The organism is Bradyrhizobium sp. Pa8 (genome assembly GCF_052588265.1).
Genome location: NZ_CP176767.1, coordinates 2627704 through 2647277 on the forward strand (window position 1 = coordinate 2627704; position 19574 = coordinate 2647277).

The 19574-nt window shown below is 62.5% G+C and carries 15 protein-coding genes and 1 pseudogene; 11 read left to right on the top strand and 5 right to left on the bottom strand.

Translation table 11 applies throughout. The annotated features are described in order from the left end of the window. Positions 1-97 precede the first annotated feature (97 nt). Positions 98-1132: an IS110 family transposase gene (locus ACKWRH_RS11945; RefSeq protein WP_445216185.1), complete on the top strand. Its 1035-nt coding sequence runs from the start codon at positions 98-100 to the stop codon at positions 1130-1132. A gap of 405 nt (positions 1133-1537) precedes the next feature. Here the strand turns inward: ACKWRH_RS11945 and ACKWRH_RS11950 are convergent, their stop codons facing one another. Then, entirely contained in the window at positions 1538-1678 is a 141-nt protein-coding gene (locus ACKWRH_RS11950; protein WP_445220681.1) for a hypothetical protein, read from the bottom strand. A gap of 191 nt (positions 1679-1869) precedes the next feature. After that, positions 1870-2067: a hypothetical protein gene (locus tag ACKWRH_RS11955; protein ID WP_445220682.1), complete on the bottom strand. Its 198-nt coding sequence runs from the start codon at positions 2065-2067 to the stop codon at positions 1870-1872. A 496-nt stretch (positions 2068-2563) separates the two neighbouring features. Here ACKWRH_RS11955 and ACKWRH_RS11960 point away from each other — a divergent pair, with 496 nt between their 5' ends. Continuing rightward, positions 2564-3271, top strand: a complete 708-nt coding sequence (locus ACKWRH_RS11960) for a Crp/Fnr family transcriptional regulator (protein WP_445220683.1) — start codon at positions 2564-2566, stop codon at positions 3269-3271. 353 nt (positions 3272-3624) lie between these two features. Here ACKWRH_RS11960 and ACKWRH_RS11965 read toward each other — a convergent pair whose 3' ends face one another. Together ACKWRH_RS11965 and ACKWRH_RS11970 are read right to left on the bottom strand one after the other, a co-directional pair. Beyond that, positions 3625-4659, bottom strand: coding sequence for an IS110 family transposase (locus tag ACKWRH_RS11965; protein WP_445216185.1), 1035 nt, complete (start codon positions 4657-4659; stop codon positions 3625-3627). A gap of 319 nt (positions 4660-4978) precedes the next feature. Beyond that, positions 4979-5722 (bottom strand): SDR family NAD(P)-dependent oxidoreductase, encoded by a 744-nt coding sequence (locus ACKWRH_RS11970; protein ID WP_445222378.1) that lies wholly within the window; start codon positions 5720-5722, stop codon positions 4979-4981. Positions 5723-5867: 145 nt separating this feature from the next. On the opposite strand from ACKWRH_RS11970, the gene ACKWRH_RS11975 reads away from it, so the two are divergent. From ACKWRH_RS11975 to ACKWRH_RS12000, 6 genes and pseudogenes are all read left to right on the top strand, one after another. Continuing rightward, positions 5868-6638, top strand: coding sequence for a methyltransferase domain-containing protein (locus ACKWRH_RS11975; protein WP_445220684.1), 771 nt, complete (start codon positions 5868-5870; stop codon positions 6636-6638). 212 nt (positions 6639-6850) lie between these two features. Next, entirely contained in the window at positions 6851-7864 is a 1014-nt protein-coding gene (locus tag ACKWRH_RS11980; protein WP_445220685.1) for a DctP family TRAP transporter solute-binding subunit, read from the top strand. A 351-nt stretch (positions 7865-8215) separates the two neighbouring features. Further along, positions 8216-8446, top strand: a pseudogene (locus ACKWRH_RS11985) (TRAP transporter small permease); the annotation flags it as partial. Between the two features lie 306 nt (positions 8447-8752). Further along, complete coding sequence (locus ACKWRH_RS11990; protein WP_445222379.1) at positions 8753-9994, top strand: TRAP transporter large permease; 1242 nt, start codon at positions 8753-8755, stop codon at positions 9992-9994. Between the two features lie 119 nt (positions 9995-10113). After that, complete coding sequence (locus ACKWRH_RS11995) at positions 10114-11271, top strand: diguanylate cyclase domain-containing protein (RefSeq protein WP_445220686.1); 1158 nt, start codon at positions 10114-10116, stop codon at positions 11269-11271. A gap of 249 nt (positions 11272-11520) precedes the next feature. Further along, a complete protein-coding gene (locus tag ACKWRH_RS12000; RefSeq protein ID WP_445220687.1) occupies positions 11521-13452 on the top strand; it encodes an alkyl/aryl-sulfatase in 1932 nt (643 codons plus the stop codon). 178 nt (positions 13453-13630) lie between these two features. On the opposite strand, the gene ACKWRH_RS12005 is transcribed toward ACKWRH_RS12000, so the two are convergent. After that, positions 13631-14701 (bottom strand): glycosyltransferase family 4 protein, encoded by a 1071-nt coding sequence (locus ACKWRH_RS12005; protein ID WP_445220688.1) that lies wholly within the window; start codon positions 14699-14701, stop codon positions 13631-13633. A gap of 271 nt (positions 14702-14972) precedes the next feature. On the opposite strand from ACKWRH_RS12005, the gene ACKWRH_RS12010 reads away from it, so the two are divergent. Genes ACKWRH_RS12010 through ACKWRH_RS12020 form a run of 3 tightly spaced genes read left to right on the top strand, consistent with a single transcriptional unit; the run spans position 14973 to position 19556 of the window. Further along, positions 14973-16736, top strand: a complete 1764-nt coding sequence (locus ACKWRH_RS12010; protein WP_445220689.1) for an ABC transporter ATP-binding protein — start codon at positions 14973-14975, stop codon at positions 16734-16736. Positions 16737-16795: 59 nt separating this feature from the next. Further along, complete coding sequence (locus ACKWRH_RS12015; RefSeq protein ID WP_445220690.1) at positions 16796-19000, top strand: amylo-alpha-1,6-glucosidase; 2205 nt, start codon at positions 16796-16798, stop codon at positions 18998-19000. Between the two features lie 22 nt (positions 19001-19022). Then, a complete protein-coding gene (locus ACKWRH_RS12020; protein ID WP_445220691.1) occupies positions 19023-19556 on the top strand; it encodes a PRC-barrel domain-containing protein in 534 nt (177 codons plus the stop codon). The last annotated feature ends 18 nt before the right edge of the window (positions 19557-19574 follow it).

The following is a 19574-nucleotide window of genomic DNA, read 5'->3' on the forward strand; positions in this document are numbered from 1 at the left end:
CCGAGCAAGGGGTCATGATGGTGGCTGTCCCCCGATAGATGATGAAACGGGGTCACGATTTGAGTCGGCCCCAAGCATCTGGAGACGGAGGACAGCCGTGGACAATTATGCCGGAATCGACGTGTCATTGGAACTGTCGAGCGTGTGTGTTGTGGACGCCCAGGGTAAGATCCTGAGGGAAGCAAAGGTCGCAAGCGAGCCCGGCGCCTTAGTTGAGCTTTTTGAGGCGCTCGGCTTTGCAGTGAAGCGGATCGGGCTGGAGGCTGGGCCGCTGTCGCAATGGCTGCATGCGGGCCTGAGAGGTGCAGGATTCGAAACAGTTCTGCTGGAAACGCGGCACGTGAAGGCCGCGTTGTCTGCAATGACGGTTAAGACGGATCGGAAGGATGCCCGCGGGATCGCCCAGTTGATCCGGATGGGGTGGTATCGATCGGTACACGTAAAGTCGGTTGACGCGCAAGAGATCCGGGCACTCCTGATCGCACGCAAACAGCTTCTCGGGCGGCTCATCGATGTAGAACTAAGTATCCGAGGGATTTTGCGCGGCTTCGGTCTGAAGGTTGGTCCGGTGACGCGAAGGAATTTCGAAGCGCGGATTCGAGAGCTGGTTGCGGGCCAGGCGACATTGGAGCGCATTGCCGATGCGATGCTTTCGGCGCGATCGACCCTGAAGGCAGAATACGGAAGGCTACACAAGGCTGTGCTGGCAGCTGTGCGTGACGATGCGGTCTGTCGCCGGCTGATGACAGTGCCAGGCGTTGGTCCCCTAGTGGCTATTACCTACAAATCGGCGATTGATGATCCTAAGCGCATTGCAAAGTCAAAGGCAGCAGGCGCGCTGTTCGGGCTCACACCAAAGAAATATCAATCGGGAGAAAAGGACGTCACGGGCGGAATCACGCTGGCCGGCGATGAGACGGTGCGGACGGTCTTGTATGAAGCCGCCAACGTTCTGCTATCGCGTATCACACGGTTCTCGAAACTCAAGCGCTGGGGGATGGACGTCGCCAAACGGCGAGGCTCGAAGCGCGCAAAAGTCGCCCTGGCACGTAAGCTCGCAGTGATCTTGCATCGGATCTGGGTCGACGGCACAACTTACCGATGGGCTGAAGCGGGGCCGATAGCGGCATAGAACAGGCGGAGGAAATTAAGAACGCAACCGGGCTGAACTGAAGCCCAATGCCCGAAGTCCCGTCGCCGGGACGGTGGATCCGGTGAAGCCGTTACACGCCCAGTGGCCGTCGTCTGACGAACCACGCGTATCTAGATAGGCTCACCGCTCCCTCTGACAGCATGATGTGGCGGCCAGGCGTCGACCACGGACAGAAGCATGAGCTCGGCGGCGTGACGTTCACTCGGGAGGCTTGACATCATCGGGCCCATTACAGAAGGGCGTGTACTCATAAACCCGATCAGCCCGCGCGGAGGTAGGGCCCGTGTCCGTTTGGTCTTCAAGACCGGACATCGCCAGTTCGCCCTGGCTAGTCCGCTAAGGGCCAATAGCGGACTAGCTAGGGCGTACTCGCTGCGCCTCTTTTCAATTCGGAACCTCTGGCTCGAATACGCTCAAGACGGCTCCTTCTTTATCGCGCACTGTAACCTGACGCCCGGTTTCCAGCGCAAACTTGCGGCCAAGCTCAAGCGCTGTGTCGATATCCGTCAAATCGAAAGAGATCATCGATAAGGTCCGGGCACCTGTGCCGATGATTGCAACGCTTGGCTTGCCAGTAGGCACAGGGCAATATCCAATTTTGAATGAAAACGAGGCCGGCGCAGAAGGTTCTCACTGGATAAGCTGATAGACGAAGAAGCCGGCGACCAAAGCCAGCCAGACCAACGCCACCCGAAAACCCAGTAAATCAAGCCGCATCATTTTGGCGGTTGCAGTTCTGCAGACGAAAGCCATTCGTTGATATGAGCAGCGACTTCCGCCTGCCTTGCCCGGCGAATTAAGCGCTCGCGCTCGATGCCTGGGGGAGTGCCACGCGCTTCTTCCCGTAGGCGCTTTGCCTGCTTTTCTAGGCGTTGATCCAGTGTGGTGGTCTGTTTGAAACGGCGTCTCTCCATGACGCGCTCCTCTCCCCATTTTGCAGCGGAAGGGCGATTAGTGGAGAGATTAATGCTCGCCAGGTTGCAGGGTCGGTCCGGTAGGCGACGTTTCGCCTTATTTTTCCTCTGTCACTCGATGGATTGCGGCTTTTTCATTCGTCATTTGCGCGATCAATCCGGCGATCCCATCCAGCGCCTGCTTGTCCGTGACGCGAGATGCCATGCGCCTGTAATGCGCAATCTTCTCGTTTAGCTCTTCGCACCTGCCGCACATCGCTCAACCTAAATGGGCGGGAGCCTGCAAGGACTCTCAGTCACCGACAACTGCCGAGTATCCGGGCGGTGATCTTAGACCTTATGTCCGGTTCCCGACAGAGCAGATCCCGCGCTGAGGAAGAACTAGCTTGCTTTCTCGCCCAGAGGGCCTAAGGTTCCCACATTATCGGCCAGGCCAATGGGCGCCGATAACTGAGAGTGGTTTTGCTCCCGCCTGAAAGGCAGAGGAGCACTCTCAGTGCCCCACAAGAAAAATTTTCTTCTTAATCAGCTCAGCCCCGATCTTCTGAGCAGGATAGCGCTGAGCTTGGTTGTTGGACCGTTACCGCAAGGGGAGGTCCTCGCCGAAACTCACGCACGGATAAACAAAGTATATTTTCCCCACAGCGGCATCATTTCGTGTGTCGTAGAGACCGTTGGCGGCGGTGCCATCGAGACGGGCATGATCGGAAATGACGGTGTGTTCGGCGCGGCGCAGGCACTCGATGACAAAGTATCGCTCAACCACGTTGTTATGCAGGTGCCCGGGGAGGCATCGGTTATTGCTTCTGACCAGCTACGAGAAATAGCGGATGAAACACCAGCTTTTCGCGGGTTGCTCTTAAAATACGAGCAGTTCTTTTTGGCTCAAGTGCAACAAACGGCGGCTTGTAACGCGCTGCACTCGGTTCAAGCGCGAACATGCAAATGGCTTCTGCGGATGCACGATCTAGCTGGGGCTGAAATTCCCCTCACTCAAGAGTTTTTGGCGCAGATGATGGGAGTAAGGCGGACGAGCGTCACAGAGGTAGCCGGCGAACTTCAAAAAGCGGGAATGATCGTTTATTCCCGGGGACACATTCGCATTCTCGATCTCGACATGATCCAGCAGCGTGCTTGCGAGTGCGCAGGCGATATTCGATCCCACTATCGCCGGGTATTCCAGTCCAACGAGGCCGGCGAATAACGTCTTGTCCGCACAGGGTCACAAGCCGACGATCGCGCTCAATGTGGCAGACTTCCGCTTTGCGTTCGTAAGCTGACGTTCATGAGTACACGCCCTTCTGTAATGGGCCCGATGATGTCAAGCCTCCCGAGTGAACGTCACGCCGCCGAGCTCATGCTTCTGTCCGTGGTCGACGCCTGGCCGCCACATCATGCTGTCAGAGGGAGCGGTGAGCCTATCTAGATACGCGTGGTTCGTCAGACGACGGCCACTGGGCGTGTAACGGCTTCACCGGATCCACCGTCCCGGCGACGGGACTTCGGGCATTGGGCTTCAGTTCAGCCCGGTTGCGTTCTTAATTTCCTCCGCCTGTTCTATGCCGCTATCGGCCCCGCTTCAGCCCATCGGTAAGTTGTGCCGTCGACCCAGATCCGATGCAAGATCACTGCGAGCTTACGTGCCAGGGCGACTTTTGCGCGCTTCGAGCCTCGCCGTTTGGCGACGTCCATCCCCCAGCGCTTGAGTTTCGAGAACCGTGTGATACGCGATAGCAGAACGTTGGCGGCTTCATACAAGACCGTCCGCACCGTCTCATCGCCGGCCAGCGTGATTCCGCCCGTGACGTCCTTTTCTCCCGATTGATATTTCTTTGGTGTGAGCCCGAACAGCGCGCCTGCTGCCTTTGACTTTGCAATGCGCTTAGGATCATCAATCGCCGATTTGTAGGTAATAGCCACTAGGGGACCAACGCCTGGCACTGTCATCAGCCGGCGACAGACCGCATCGTCACGCACAGCTGCCAGCACAGCCTTGTGTAGCCTTCCGTATTCTGCCTTCAGGGTCGATCGCGCCGAAAGCATCGCATCGGCAATGCGCTCCAATGTCGCCTGGCCCGCAACCAGCTCTCGAATCCGCGCTTCGAAATTCCTTCGCGTCACCGGACCAACCTTCAGACCGAAGCCGCGCAAAATCCCTCGGATACTTAGTTCTACATCGATGAGCCGCCCGAGAAGCTGTTTGCGTGCGATCAGGAGTGCCCGGATCTCTTGCGCGTCAACCGACTTTACGTGTACCGATCGATACCACCCCATCCGGATCAACTGGGCGATCCCGCGGGCATCCTTCCGATCCGTCTTAACCGTCATTGCAGACAACGCGGCCTTCACGTGCCGCGTTTCCAGCAGAACTGTTTCGAATCCTGCACCTCTCAGGCCCGCATGCAGCCATTGCGACAGCGGCCCAGCCTCCAGCCCGATCCGCTTCACTGCAAAGCCGAGCGCCTCAAAAAGCTCAACTAAGGCGCCGGGCTCGCTTGCGACCTTTGCTTCCCTCAGGATCTTACCCTGGGCGTCCACAACACACACGCTCGACAGTTCCAATGACACGTCGATTCCGGCATAATTGTCCACGGCTGTCCTCCGTCTCCAGATGCTTGGGGCCGACTCAAATCGTGACCCCGTTTCATCATCTATCGGGGGACAGCCACCATCATGACCCCTTGCTCGGAGCCGGGCCCATTACCGCATCTAGTCGACGATAACATGCTCCCGAAATCGCAAGCTCGTGCTGGAGCTTGAAAGCGTTGGCCAAGGGTGCCGATCATCAGGGCATAAAAAACCATGACTTCGACGCAACAATAGCGCTATGGCGAACTGACGCTGTCCGCTCCCGAGAGCAGAGCGGACGTGGCATGCTTTCGCGGACTGATCGGACTTGGGAGCCCTCGCCCTAGAACTGGTACCGCCGCAACCCCCCATCCACCGGGATCACCGTTCCCGTGATGTAGCGCGCCACCGGCGACGCCAGAAACACCGCGAGCGCCGCGAGATCTTCCGGCTCGCCCCAATAGCCGACCGGGATCTCTTCCTCAGCAAAGCGCTCGCGATAATCCGGCGGGTAGTTGCGGCGGATCTGCTCGCTCATGATGCGGCCGGGCGGGATGCAGTTGATGGTGATGCCGTGCTCGCCGATCTCGCGCGACAGGCCCTTGGCCCAGGCGTGCACGGCGGCCTTTGCGGCGAAGGCAGCGTTCAGGCCCTCCGGCTCGGACTTGCCGGTGATGTTGACGATGCGGCCCCATTTGCGTTCGATCATCTGCGGCAGCAGCGCGTGCGCGATGCGGCGGTAGCTGGTGAAGTTCAGTGCGATCGCCTCGTCCCATTTGCTGTCGGGGGCATCGACGGGAAGGGGGCGGCTGCCGCCGGCATTGTTGATGAGGATGTCGACATGGCCGAGCTCTTTGAGCGCAAAGGCCGCGATGTTCTCCGCGGCGTCCTTGGCCATCACGTCCTGCTCGAACGGCGTGATCAGGCCGGAGCCAACTTCTTTCACCAGTTCGGCGAGCAGGTCGGCGCGCCGCGCAACGCCGACGACGCGGACGCCTTCGGCAGCCAGGCCCTTGGCGATGGCGCGGCCGATGCCGATGCTCGCTCCTGTCACGACTGCGGTTTTCGATTTGAGCCCGAGGTCCATGGTCACACGCTCTCTTGTTTGCTTTTTGCTTCTTGTCGTTCGTTTCCTGCCCGTCCCGCGGGCTTCGCGAATTGCCTGAGCGGGACGAGCAGTGGTAACCAAGAGCCTCGACGAAGGAAACACGAAAAAGAAAAGGCGTTGAGCAATGGTCTGGGATCCGCAGCAATACCTGAAATTCTCCGGCCATCGACTTCGGCCCGCCGTCGACCTGTTGATGCGGATTCCGGATTTCGCCCCGCGCGCGATCGCCGATCTCGGGGCAGGGGCCGGCAACGTGACAAAACTGATCAAGGAGCGCTGGCCGGACGCGACCGTGACGGGTGTCGAGGGCTCGGCCGAAATGGTGGCCGCGGGCCGCAAGGCGGCGCCGGATGTGGAATGGTCGCACGAGGATCTCGGCCATTGGCGCCCCGCCAGGCAATACGATTTGATCTATTCCAATGCCGCACTGCACTGGCTGCCCGATCATGCGGCGCTGTTTCCGTCCGTCATGGAGAAGGTGACGCCTGGCGGCATGCTTGCGGTGCAGATGCCGCGCAACTTCCTCGCGCCATCGCATGTGCTGATCGGCGAGACGGCGCTGAACGGTCCGTGGCGGTCAAAGGTCGAGCATCTCGTCACCCCGCCGCCGGTCGAAGGGCCGGCCTTCTATCATGATTTGCTCGCGCCGCTTTCCCAGAACGTTGACATCTGGGAGACCGAATATCTGCAGGTGCTCGAAGGCGACAATCCCGTGAAGGAATGGACCAAGGGGACCTGGCTGACGCGCTATCTCGACATCCTGCAGGGCGACGAGAAGGCCGCGTTCGAGGCCGCCTATGGCGAGCGGGTGGCGAAGGCCTATCCGAAGAATGCGGCGGGGCAGACGCTGTTTCCGTTCCGGCGTCTGTTCATGGTCGCCCAGCGCAAGAGCTGATCGCACTGCCGCAATGCGACATAAACCGTTCGCAACCCGGGACTGGGAGCGGGTCCCGGGTTGCGCGGACAACAGCCATCAAGCTAGCTTGCCTGCGGCAAATTGGGCTTAGGTCTAGTTGTTCGGGTGGTGGATTGCTGCCACTACTGGGCTGCAAACCGGGCTGCAAAACAAAAAGAACCCGGTTTTAGAGGTTGTTGGGAGGTTACTTCATGCGCAAGCTGCTTCTTGCGGTCGCCGCCGCAGCTATTCTCGCGGCCCCAGTCTTTGCACCTGTCTTGGCACAGGCCCAGAGCCCGATCGTCATCAAGTTCAGCCACGTCGTCGCCAACGACACCCCGAAGGGGAAGGGCGCGCTGAAGTTCAAGGAACTCGCCGAGAAGTACACCGACGGCAAGGTCAAGGTCGAGGTCTACCCGAACTCCACGCTCTACAAGGACAAGGAGGAGATCGAGGCGCTCCAGCTTGGCTCGGTGCAGATGCTCGCGCCTTCGACCGCCAAATTCGCACCGCTTGGGATCAAGGAATTCGAGGCGCTCGACCTGCCCTGGCTGTTCAAGGACGACGCGACCTATTCCAACGCGATGAAGGGGACGGTCGGCAAGTGGCTGTTCCAGAAGCTCGAGGCCAAGGGGATCACCGGGCTCGCCTATTGGGACAACGGCTTCCACATGCTGTCCGCCAACCGTGCATTGGTGAAGCCGACCGATTTCCAGGGATTGAAATTCCGCATTTCCGGCTCGAAGGTCGCCGACCAGTATTTCCGCATCCTCGGCTCGATCCCGCAGATCATGGCGTTCTCGGAAGTCTACCAGGCGCTGCAGACCGGCGTGGTCGACGGCTGCGAGAACACCGCGTCCAACTATCTGACGCAGAAGTTCTACGAGGTGCAGAAGGACATCACCGTGTCCTATCACGCGCATCTGCAATATGCCGTCATCGTCAACTCGAAATTCTGGAACGGGCTGCCGCCCGACATCCGCACCCAGCTCGACAAGGCGATGGCGGAGGCGACTGAATACACCAACCAGATCGCGCATCAGGAGAACGACGACGCGCTGGCCGAGATCAAGAAGACCGGCAAGACCACGCTGCATTATTTGACTGACGCCGACCGCAAGGCGTGGCAGGAAGCGATGCAGCCGACTTATAAATGGGCAAAGGGACGGGTCGGGCAGGAAGTGCTCGATCTCGTCGCCAAGGAACTCGACGTCAAGATGAACTGACGGCCGCGTTCGCATAAGAACAACATGAACGGTCGGGGGGCATCGCACTCCCGGCCGTTTCGCTCTTGAATGACGGGCTATTTCTGGGGGACCAAGTTGCTGCGTGTGCTGAATCGTTTCCTCGATCATCTCGAGGAGTGGCTGATCGCGACGATGATCGCGGCTGCAACGTCGCTCATCTTCGTCGCCGTGCTGCATCGTTACGGTGCCGGGCTGTCGATCGACATCGCCAAATGGGCGGAGGCCCGCAATTTGAGCTTCATCGCGGTGCCTTCGCGCGCGGCGTTCGTCTGGCTTGCCGCGCTGGACCTGTCCTGGGCGCAAGAGCTCTGCATCTACATGTTCATCTGGATGGCCAAGTTCGGCGCGGCCTATGGCGTGCGCACCGGCATCCATGTCGGCGTCGACGTGCTGGTGAACGTCCTGCCGGGCGGATCGCGCCGGCGCGTCATCACCTTCGGCCTGCTGTGCGGCGCGCTGTTCACCGCCATCGTGGCCTATTTCGGGGCCGCGTTCGTCGGCCAGATGTGGCAGACCGGCCAGCAATCCAACGACCTCGAAGCGCCGATGTGGATGGTGTATCTCACGATCCCGCTCGGTTCCGGCCTGATGTGCTTCCGCTTCCTGCAGGTCGCGTGGTCGTTCTACCGCACCGGCGAGCTGCCGCATCACGACATGGCGGGCGTCGAGGGCGTCGAGCCGGACCCGGTGCATCCGGCGCCGGTCACGCGCAGTCAGGTCGTCCGTGACGAGCGCAGCCCGCTCGGCTGGATCCTGATGTTGCTGCCGGTTCTGATCGTCGCCATATGCTTCGCGCATGCGGGCCACCTCATCACGCTGCCGCAGGGCGTGCGCGTCCTCATCGTGTTCGCCCTCCTGCTTTCGTTGATGCTCACGGGAATGCCGATCTCGATCGCGCTGGGTCTCACCGTGCTCAGCTTCATGTTCACGCTGACCGATGTGCGAACGGAATCGGTGGCGCTGAAGCTGTTCACCGGCATCGAGAGTTTCGAGATCATGGCGATCCCGTTCTTCATTCTCGCCGGCAACTTCCTGACCCATGGCGGCGTCGCGCGCCGCATGATCAATTTCGCGACCGCGCTGGTCGGCCATTGGTACGGCGGTCTCGCTCTGTCGGGCGTGGTCGCCTGCGCGCTGTTTGCCGCGATTTCCGGCTCGTCGCCGGCTACCGTGGTGGCAATCGGCTCGGTGATCCTGCCCGCCATGGTCGCGCAGGGATTCCCGAGGCGGTTCGGCGCGGGCGTGATCACGACTTCCGGCTCGCTCGGAATTCTCATTCCGCCTTCGATCCCGATGGTTCTCTACGCGGTCTCCACCAACACGTCCGTCGGCAAGCTCTTCATTGCCGGCATCGTGCCGGGCCTCGTGCTCGCATTCCTGCTCGGTGCGACGACCTTCTACCGCGCCTGGCGTAACGACTATCCGCGGATGCCGAAGGCCACGTTCACGGAGCGCTTCGATGCGTTCCGCAAGTCGATCTGGGGAATCCTGCTGATCGTGATCGTGATCGGCGGCATCTACACCGGCTTGTTCACGCCGACGGAAGCCGCCGCCGTCAGCGCGGTCTACGCCTTCATCGTCGCGGTGTTCATCTACAAGGATTTGAAGCTGCGGGACGTGCCGCGGGTGTTGCTGTCGTCGGCGAATCTTTCGGCGATGCTGCTCTATATCATCACCAACGCCGTGCTGTTCTCGTTCCTGATGACCTACGAGAACGTGCCGCAAGCGCTCGCGCAATGGATGATCGACCAGGGCCTCGGCTGGATCGGCTTCCTGCTGGTCGTCAACCTGCTGCTGCTGCTGGCGGGCAACGTGATGGAGCCGTCTTCGATCATTCTGATCATGGCGCCGATCCTGTTTCCGGTCGCGGTCAAGCTCGGCATCGATCCGATCCATTTCGGCATCCTGATGACGGTCAACATGGAGGTCGGACTGTGCCATCCGCCGGTCGGGCTCAACCTCTACGTCGCATCAGGCATCGCCAAGATGGGCATTACCGAACTCACGGTCGCGGTGTGGCCCTGGCTGTTGACGATGCTGGCCTTCCTCGTGGTCGTGACCTATTGGCCGGGCCTGTCGTTGTGGCTGCCGAGACTGTTGGGGATGTAGTAGCCGGCCTGAGGTCGGACGCTAACGCGCGGTAAACCCGCGCGCTCAAATGCCATCGTTGCACTGGGAACCGATTTTTACGGGTCTGCGGTAGAACCATGCCAGTGGGTAGGGCTGGCATGTTCTTCAATAGAATGGAATCTGGACGGGCGTCGATTTCCGACGCCGTCTATCTGGAAGTCATCACGGGCCTTCACGGCACGACGATGCCCACCATTCTTGCGGCCGCCTGCCAGGTGATGGTCGGTGCGATCACGGCCTATGAGACCGGCGACATCGTGACGGCCGGCCTGACGGTTGCCGGTGTGATAGTGGCCATTGTCCGCCTGTTCGAAATCTTCGCCTTCCGTCGCCGCCTCGCGTGTCCGCCGCAGCTCGGTCGGGCCGAGGCCGCGCGCTGGGAGCGGCGCTATGTTGCCGGCACCGTTGCAACGGCGTCCGTGCTCGGCGTGTTTGCCGCGCGCAGCATCGTGCTGGGTGATGCGCTCTGCTCCGTGATGGCGATTGGCATCGGCTTCGGCTTTGGCGCCGGCGTGGTGGCGCGGCTGGCGCTGCGTCCCGTCGCGGCGCTGCTCGATCTCGTCGCCGTCGCAGCGCCGGCCGCGATCGTCACTTTCATGCAGCCAGATCTGCGTCATGTCGGGCTCGGGCTGCTCATCCTGATGTATGTAGCCGCGAGTTTCGAGATGGTGCGGCTGAGCTTCAACGCCTCGATCAACCAGATCACGCTCAAGCGGCAGTTCGAGCAGCTGTCGCGCTTGGACCCGATGACCGGCGTGTCCAATCGTTCGGTGCTGGCCACGGACCTGCCGCAGATGCTGGCGGCCGGGATGATTGCCGTCCATACGCTCGATCTCGACCGCTTCAAGGAGGCGAACGACCGGTTCGGCCATCCCGTCGGTGACGCACTGCTGAAGCAGGTCGCCGGGCGGCTCAAGGCGCTCGCCGCGCAGGATGACCTCGTGGTCCGGATGGGTGGCGACGAGTTCGTCCTGGTGCAGCGTGCGGCGGCTGATGCGGAAGCGATGGCGCAGCGCATCGTGCAGTCGATCAGCGCGGCCTATGACATCGACGGACAAATGATCGAGCTCGGCGTCAGCGTCGGCGTTGCCGTCGCGCCGGACGACGGGCGCACGGCGGAAGCGCTGCTGTCGCGCTCAGACAAGGCGCTCTATCGGGCCAAGCAGGAACGCGGCGGCTATGTGCTGGCGCTGGATTTGCGGAGGTTAGACAAGATCATCGCGTCAAGCCAGCCGATTGAAGGCGTGGCCGCATAGACGGTACACCCTCTCCCCTTGTGGGAGAGGGTGGCTTCGCGAAGCGAAGCCGGGTGAGGGGTCTCTATCCCCACGAACGATCGCGCGAGCGGAGAGAACCTCTCATCCGGCGCTTCGCGCCACCTTCTCCCACAAGGGGAGAAGGGAAGAAGCAGCAGCGCACGTATCGTCTCCCTTGCCCACGCCAGCGATAGCAATCACCCGCGAGATGCGGTTAGATGCCGCGGACACGGTCGGGAGGAAGCAAACATGACAGACGCATCCAGCAACGAGCCGAAGGACGCAACACCGTCCGTCATCGCGCAGCATGATGCGATGCTGAATGCGCTGCCGTTTTCCGACACGCGGGATTTCGACGATGCCGCGCGCGGCTTCCTCGGCACGCTCGAGAATGCAGAGATCACCAACCCGCAAGGGCGGACGGTCTGGAGCCTGAAGCCCTACGGCTTCCTGTCGTCCGAGCAGGCGCCGCCGACCGTCAATCCGAGCCTGTGGCGGCAGTCACGGCTCAACATGCAGCATGGGCTGTTCGAGGTGGTGCCCGGCGTCTACCAGGTGCGCGGGCTCGATATCGCCAACATGACGCTGATCGAGGGCGACAGCGGCGTCATTGTCGTCGACACGCTGACCTCGATCGAGGGCGCGCGTGCCGCGCTCGATCTTTACTTCAAGCACCGCGGCCAGCGGCCGGTCGCGGCGGTCATCTTCACGCATACCCACACCGACCACTGGGGCGGCGCACGCGGCGTGCTGGAGGAGGATGCGCTGGCGACCGGGCGCGTGCCGATCATCGCGCCGAACTTGTTCATGGAACACGCCGTCTCCGAGAACATCATCGCGGGACCGGCGATGCTGCGGCGGGCGCAATATCAGTTCGGCCCGTTCCTTGCGAAGGGCGTGCGCGGGCAGGTCGACAACGGGCTCGGCAAGTCGATGGCGGCGGGCGCCGTCGCGCTGCTGCGCCCGACCGATCTGATCATGGCGACCGGCGACAGGCGCGTGATCGACGGCGTCGAATTCGAATTCCAGATGGCGCCGAACAGCGAGGCGCCGGCGGAGATGCATTTCTTCCTCCCGCGCTACAAGCTGCTGAACCTCGCCGAGAACTGCACGCACAATTTCCACAATCTGCTGCCGTTCCGCGGCGCCGACGTGCGCGATGCGCTGGCGTGGTCGAAGTACCTCAACGAGGCCTTGCGGCTCTGGGACGGCAAGGCGGAGGCGATGTGCGGCCAGCATCACTGGCCGGTGTGGGGGCGCGAGCGGATCGGCACGATGATCCGGCAGCAGCGCGATCTCTACAAGTTCGCGCATGACCAGACCATCCGCCTGATGAACCACGGCCTCACCGCCGCCGAGATCGCCGAGACGATCCAGTTGCCGAAGAGCCTGGAGGGCGCCTGGCATGGCCGCGGCTATTACGGCCATATCCGGCATAACGTGAAGGCGATCTACCAGAAATATCTCGGCTGGTACGATGCCAATCCGGTCAATCTCGATCCGCTGCCGCCGGTGGAATCCGGCAAGAAGTATGTCGAGTACATGGGTGGCGCTGAGGCCATCCTCGCGCGCGCACGCAAGGACTTCGACAAAGGCGAATTCCGCTTTGTCGCGCAGGCGCTCGGCCATCTCGTCTTCTCGGAGCCGGAGAATGAAGCGGCGCGTGCGCTGCTCGCGGATACGCTCGAGCAGCTCGGTTATGCCACCGAGAGCTCGACCTGGCGCAACGCCTATCTGTTCGGCGCGCAGGAGCTGCGTCAGGGCATGCCGAAGACCCCGCCGCGGCCGCCGATGCCCCGCGAGACGCTGGCGGCGCTACGCACCGAGCAGCTCTGGGACGTGCTCGGTATTCGGCTCAATGGCCCCAAGGCCGAGGGCAAGCACATCGTGCTGAATTGGAGCTTTTCCGATACCGGCGAGATCTTCGCGCTCAATTTGGAAAACTCTGCGCTGACCTATACCGAAGGCGTGCAGGCGGAAAATGCGGACGCGAGCTTCACGCTCGCGCGGGCAACGCTCGATGAAGTCATTGCGAAACTGACGAGCTTTCCGGAAGCGGTCGCCGCCGGCAAGATCAAGCTCGCGGGCAACCCGATGAAGCTCGCCGAGCTGATGGGTCTGATGGACGAATTCCCGCGCATGTTCGAGATCGTCGAGCCGAAGCGGGCGGTGGTCAGTTAGGGCCACCGCTCGCCTCGTTCTCGCTGGCATCGCCCTCCGCACCCTCGCTGTCATCGCCCGGCTTGGCCGGGCGATCCAGTATTCCAGAGACCGCAGTGCTTGAGCCGAGAAGCCGCGGAGTACTGGATGCCCCGGTCAAGCCGGGGCATGACAGTGTGTCGTGAGGTGAAAGCGGCCCTTACTCCGCGCTGCTGACCAGCTTGATCCGCGGCGCCTGCGCTTCGGTCAGGCTGCGATAGGCCGCGAGATAATCCAGCGCCATCCGCCGCGCCGTGAAGCGCGTCTCGAACTGCTTGCGGATCGCCGCACGATCGAGTTGCGCGAGGCGTTTGACGACGCCGGCGGCGCTGATGATGTCCTCGACCACGAAGCCGGTGAGGCTCTCGTCGATGATCTCGGGCACCGAGCCGCGGTTGAAGGCGACGACCGGCGTGCCGCAGGCCATCGCTTCGATCATCACGAGGCCGAACGGCTCCGGCCAGTCGATCGGCAGCAGGAGGCCGAGCGCGCCGCTCAGGAAGTCCGATTTCTCGTGGTCACTGATCTCGCCGATGAACTCGACCAGCGGATTGTTATGGATCATCGGCTTGATCAGCTCGTCGTAATAGTCCTGGTCGGCGCGATCGACCTTGGCCGCGATCTTCAGCGGGATGCCGCAATGCATCGCGATCTTGATGGCGCGGTCGACGCCCTTCTCGGGCGCGATGCGGCCGAGCACGGCGAGATATTCCTGCTTCGCCGCCTTCGGTGTCAGCAAGTTCTCCGGCAGGCCGTGGTGGATCGTCGTCACCCAGTTCGCCTGCGGCACCGGCCTGCGCTGCGCGTTGGAGATCGAGATGACAGGCATCTCGGAGAAGGTGTTGAAGACAGGCTGATGCTCCGGCAGGTCGAGTCGGCCGTGCAGCGTGGTCACGAACGGAGTCGGCTGCCGGTGGAACAAGGACCACGGATAGTAGTCGAGATGGAAGTGGAGGAAGTCGAACTCCTCGTCGTCACATTTTTGCCGCACGCGCTCCAGGAGCACCATATGCAGCGCGTTGGGATCGCGCACGGAACCGTCGAGACGAAGCGCCCGCGGCCAAAGTGCGTCCAGCTTCGCCGACGTCTGCGAGTCGCCGCTGGCGAACAGGGTCACATCGTGTCCAAGGGCAACCAATTCCTCCGTCAACCAGTGTACCACCCGCTCGGTGCCGCCATACAGCTTGGGTGGAACAGCCTCCGTCAACGGAGCTACCTGCGCGATGCGCATCTCGCCATCTCCTCTGTGATCATGGAAGTTAAACCCCCGCCGTGTCTCGCCACCGGCATGCCAGACGAGGGAACGTTCTCGCAATTGCGAAGTTCCTTCAACGAACGTTACTTCTTCGACACACTTCAGTCGGCCGCGATGCTGCCATCTCCTCTTCTCACATCGTCCGCATCCGCATGTCGTGATGGCCTGGCCCGGAACCGAGGCGAAGCGGTCGATGTTCAATCGGCTAATAGAAAAATCGAAATCAATACGACGGGGTCGCAGTCACATGGATCATCTTTCTGGTTACGCGCGCAGGCCATTTGCCTTTGTTCTGCGCTATCTGCGACGACGGCCGGCATCGCATCTCGTGATCCTGACCGCTGTCGTTGCAGCCGTTGCCTGTTCCGTGGGCACGCAATACGGCGTCAAATCCCTCGTCGACAGCCTGTCCGCGGGAACATCACACGGTGGCAGCGTATGGCTGGCATTCATTTTACTCATGTCGCTGATCGCGGCCGACAATTTCCTGTGGCGGATCGCGAGCTGGACCGCGAGCTTCACCTTTGTTCGTGTCACGGGCGATTTACGCCGTGACATATTTCGTCATCTGACCGGACACGCGCCGAGCTACTTCTCGGATCGCATGCCGGGCATGCTGACAAGTCGTATCACTGCGACCTCGAACGCGGTGTTCACGGTCGAGAACATGTTCGTCTGGAATGTGTTGCCGCCGTGCATCGCCACAATTGCGGCCATCGGTCTGATTGGAACCGTCAGTCCCTATATGGCACTCGGCCTGATCGTGGTCGCGGGCGGTATGGTGATAGCGATGTTCCATCTGGCTGCAGCCGGCAAGCCGCTGCATGACGACTTTGCCGACAAGGCAGCCGTCGTCGACGGCGAGATGATCGACGTCATCAGCAACATGCCGCTGGTCCGCGCCTTCTGCGGCATCGGCCATGAGCACGAGCGGTTCGACGCGACGGTGAATCGGGAACTGACCGCGCGTGGCCGTAGCCTGCGTTATTTGGAAAAGCTGCGGCTCACGCATGCCGGCGTGACAGTCGTCCTGACGGTGGCGCTGATGGCCTGGGCGATCACGCTCTGGCAGCAGGGCGAGGCGACCACCGGCGATGTCGTGCTGGTCTGCACGCTCGGCCTCTCCATTCTCAATGCGACGCGCGACCTCGCGGTGGCGCTGGTCGATGTCACGCAGCACGTCGCGCGCCTGACCGAGGCGATCGCGACCTTGCTCGTGCCGCATGAGCTGCGCGATCATCCCGAGGCTGAGCCGCTGATGAAGAGCGGCGCCGCGATCGCGTACAACAACGTCACCTTCGGCTATCCCGGCGGCGAGAAGATCTTTGAACGGTTCAGCCTGCGGCTTCAGCCCGGCCAGCGCGTCGGCCTGGTCGGTCAGTCGGGCGGAGGGAAATCGACCCTGTTCACCTTGCTGCAGCGGTTCTACGATGTCGATGAAGGCAGCGTGACGATCGATGGCCAGGATATTTCCAAGGTGACCCAGCTGAGCCTGCGTGAGGCCATCTCGGTCGTGCCGCAGGATATCTCGCTGTTCCACCGCTCCATCCGCGAGAATATCCGCTACGGCCGTCCGAACGCGACCGACGACGAGGTGCTGCGCGCAGCGATCGCGGCGCGCTGCGATTTCATCGACAGCCTGCCGGAAGGTCTCGACACCATGGTCGGCGACCGCGGTGTCAAGATGTCCGGCGGCCAGCGCCAGCGCATCGCGATCGCGCGGGCCTTCCTGAAGGACGCGCCGATCCTGCTGCTGGACGAAGCCACCGCCGCGCTCGACAGCGAATCCGAGGAGGCGATCCGCGAGGCGCTGTCGCGGCTGATGCGCGGCCGCACCGTGATCGCGATCGCGCACCGACTGGCGACGCTGCGCAATTTCGATCGCGTCCTGGTGCTGAAGAATGGCAAGATCGTCGAGGACGGCGCGCCCGACCGCCTGATGCAGGGCCACGGCCCCTACCGCGAGCTGGTGACGCAGGAGATGAGCCGGCTGGCGAAGTTCGCCGCGTAAGTCCAACAGTTGCGTTTGCGTTGGTCGCGTTCGAAAAACTGGCCGCAGGGGAGCAGCTCATGGCAGCCGAAGCCGTAACCCAGATCATCTCGGTAGCGCAGACGGAGGAGGCCGTCGCGGAGCAGGCGTTCTATATTCCGATGACGGGGCCCGCCGCGCGGCCCCGTCGGTCGCTCAAGCACGACGACACCTTCATCGTGCTGGACAGCCATGGCGACATCGGCGCCTCCGCCGGCGGGCCGGACGGCCTGTTCAACTGCGATACGCGCTATCTGGCGCGGCTGGAGCTCGTGCTCGACGATCTCCAGCCGCTGCTGCTCGGCTCGAATCTGCGCGACGACAATTCGGCCCTGACCGTCGATCTCACCAATCCCGATATCTATCGGCAGGGCCGCATCGTGCTCCAGAAGGACCTGCTGCACATCGTGCGCACGATCTTCCTGTGGCGCGGCACGGCCTATCAGCGCATCGGCGTGCAGAACCATGGCGACCGTCGCGCCAGCCCGGAGCTGACGCTGCTGTTCGACAGCGATTTTGCTGATCTGTTCGAGGTGCGCGGCGAGCGGCGCGCGCACCGCGGGACCGGCACCAGCAAGTTGCTCGGGCCGACCGACGTGCTGTTCCACTATCGCGGCCTTGACGATGCCGAGCGTACCACCGGCCTGCATTTCGACCCGCGTCCGACGCGGCTGTCGGTGAATGCCGCGACCTGGCAGCTCGACCTGGACCCGCATCAGTCGAAATCGCTGTTCGTGGCGGTGTCCTGCAATCGGCCGATCGCGGAGAAGCCCGCGCGCTTTTTCAGGGGCCTGCTCGCCCATCGCCGCGAGATGCGCCAGTCGACGACGGGCATGGCCAGCATCGAGACGTCGAACAACATCTTCAACGAGGTGCTGTGCCAGGCCATGGCCGACCTCAACATGCTGATGACGGAGACGCCGCAGGGGCGTTATCCCTATGCCGGCATTCCCTGGTACTCGACCACGTTCGGCCGCGACGGCCTGATCACCGCGCTCCAGATGCTGTGGATCGATCCGCGGGTCGCGAAGGGCGTGCTGCGGCGGCTCGCGCATTTTCAGGCAGAGACGGTCGATCCGCTGAACGATGCGGCGCCCGGAAAAATTTTGCACGAGATGCGTGGCGGCGAGATGGCTGCGCTCCGCGAGGTGCCGTTCGCGCAATATTACGGCAGCGTGGATTCGACCGCTTTGTTCGTGCTGCTCGCGGGAAGCTATTTCGAGCGCACCGGCGACGAGAAGACCCTGACCGAGCTGTGGCCGGCGATCGAGGCGGGGCTGGCCTGGATCGACGGGCCCGGCGACCCCGACAGGGACGGCTTCGTCGAATACCAGCGCGCCACCGAAAAGGGCCTCGCCAACCAGGGCTGGAAGGACTCGTATGACGCGATCTTCCATGCCGATGGCCAGCTTGCGGAAGGCAATCTCGCCCTTGCCGAGGTGCAGGGTTACGTCTTTGCCGCCAAGCGGCTCGCCGCACGTTGCGCGTTGCGGCTCGGCAAGCCGGACCTCGCCAAAAAGCTCGAGACCGAGGCCAAGGCGCTGGCCGAGCGGTTCGAAAAGGCATTCTGGTGCGAGGAGCTCGGTACCTATGCGCTCGCGCTCGACGGTAGGAAACGGCCCTGTAAGGTACGGACGTCCAATGCCGGGCAGGTGCTGTTCAGCGGGATGATCCGCGAGGACCGCGCGCGTCTTGTCGCCGCCGATTTGATGCAGCCGCATTTCTTCTCGGGCTGGGGCATCCGCACGGTCGCTGTCGGCGAGGTGCGCTACAATCCGATGTCCTATCATGACGGCTCGATCTGGCCGCACGACAATGCGCTGATCGCGCTCGGGCTCGCACGCTACGGGCTCAAGCATTCGGTGGCGCATGTCTTCAAGGGCTTGTTCGACGCGGCGACCTACATGGACCTGCGGCGGCTGCCCGAATTGTTCTGCGGCTTCCGGCGCGAGAAGCGGCGTGGCCCGACGCTCTATCCGGTCGCCTGCGCGCCGCAGGCCTGGGCCAGCGCGACGCCATTCACGCTGCTGGAGGCCGCGCTCGGCATCGAGTTCGACGTCGCGCGCGGCGAGATTCGCCTGCGCAATCCGCATCTGCCGGCGTTCCTGAACGAGGTGATCCTGCGCGATCTGCGATTGGGCAATTCCAGCGTGGATCTGCGCGTCAGTCGTCACGGCGACGACGTCGCGCTGGAGGTCTTGCGCACGCGCGGCCAGATCCAGGTCTCGATCGTGCTGGCGCGCTAGCGGCGCGCCGGGAGGAGGGTTCATGCGTACCGCCGGATGGTTGGTTCTGAGCGTGGCGATCGTCGCGGGATTGACGGTCGCCGCATCGCGTGCCGCGGAGGAACCGCCCGCGGGCCCAACGACGCCCCCCAGCGAAGCGAACGCGCCGGCGACGGTGCAGCCGCCGGCCTCCACCGTGCCGGTCACGCCGAAGGACGCCGCGCCGCCGCCGTCGGTGACCATCATCGGTGCGAGCGACGCCCATGGCGTGCTCGGCCGTGACGTGCGCAGCGCAGCCGACGAGGACATGGGCCGAATTGTCGACATCATCGTCGACCGCACCGGCCATGTGCGCGCCGCCGTGATCGATTTCGGCGGCTTCCTCGGCGTCGGCAGCCGCAAGATCGTGGTGGACTGGAACGCGATGCGGTTCGGCAAGATTGCCAACAAGAAGGACAGCATCACGCTGGAATTGACCAAGGCGCAGGTCGCAGCCGCGCCGGAATACAAGGAAGACACGCCGATGGTGGTGCTCGGCGCGTCCGGCAGCCTGCAGCCGCTGCAAGCGATTCAGTGAGGCGCGGGGAGGGATGGC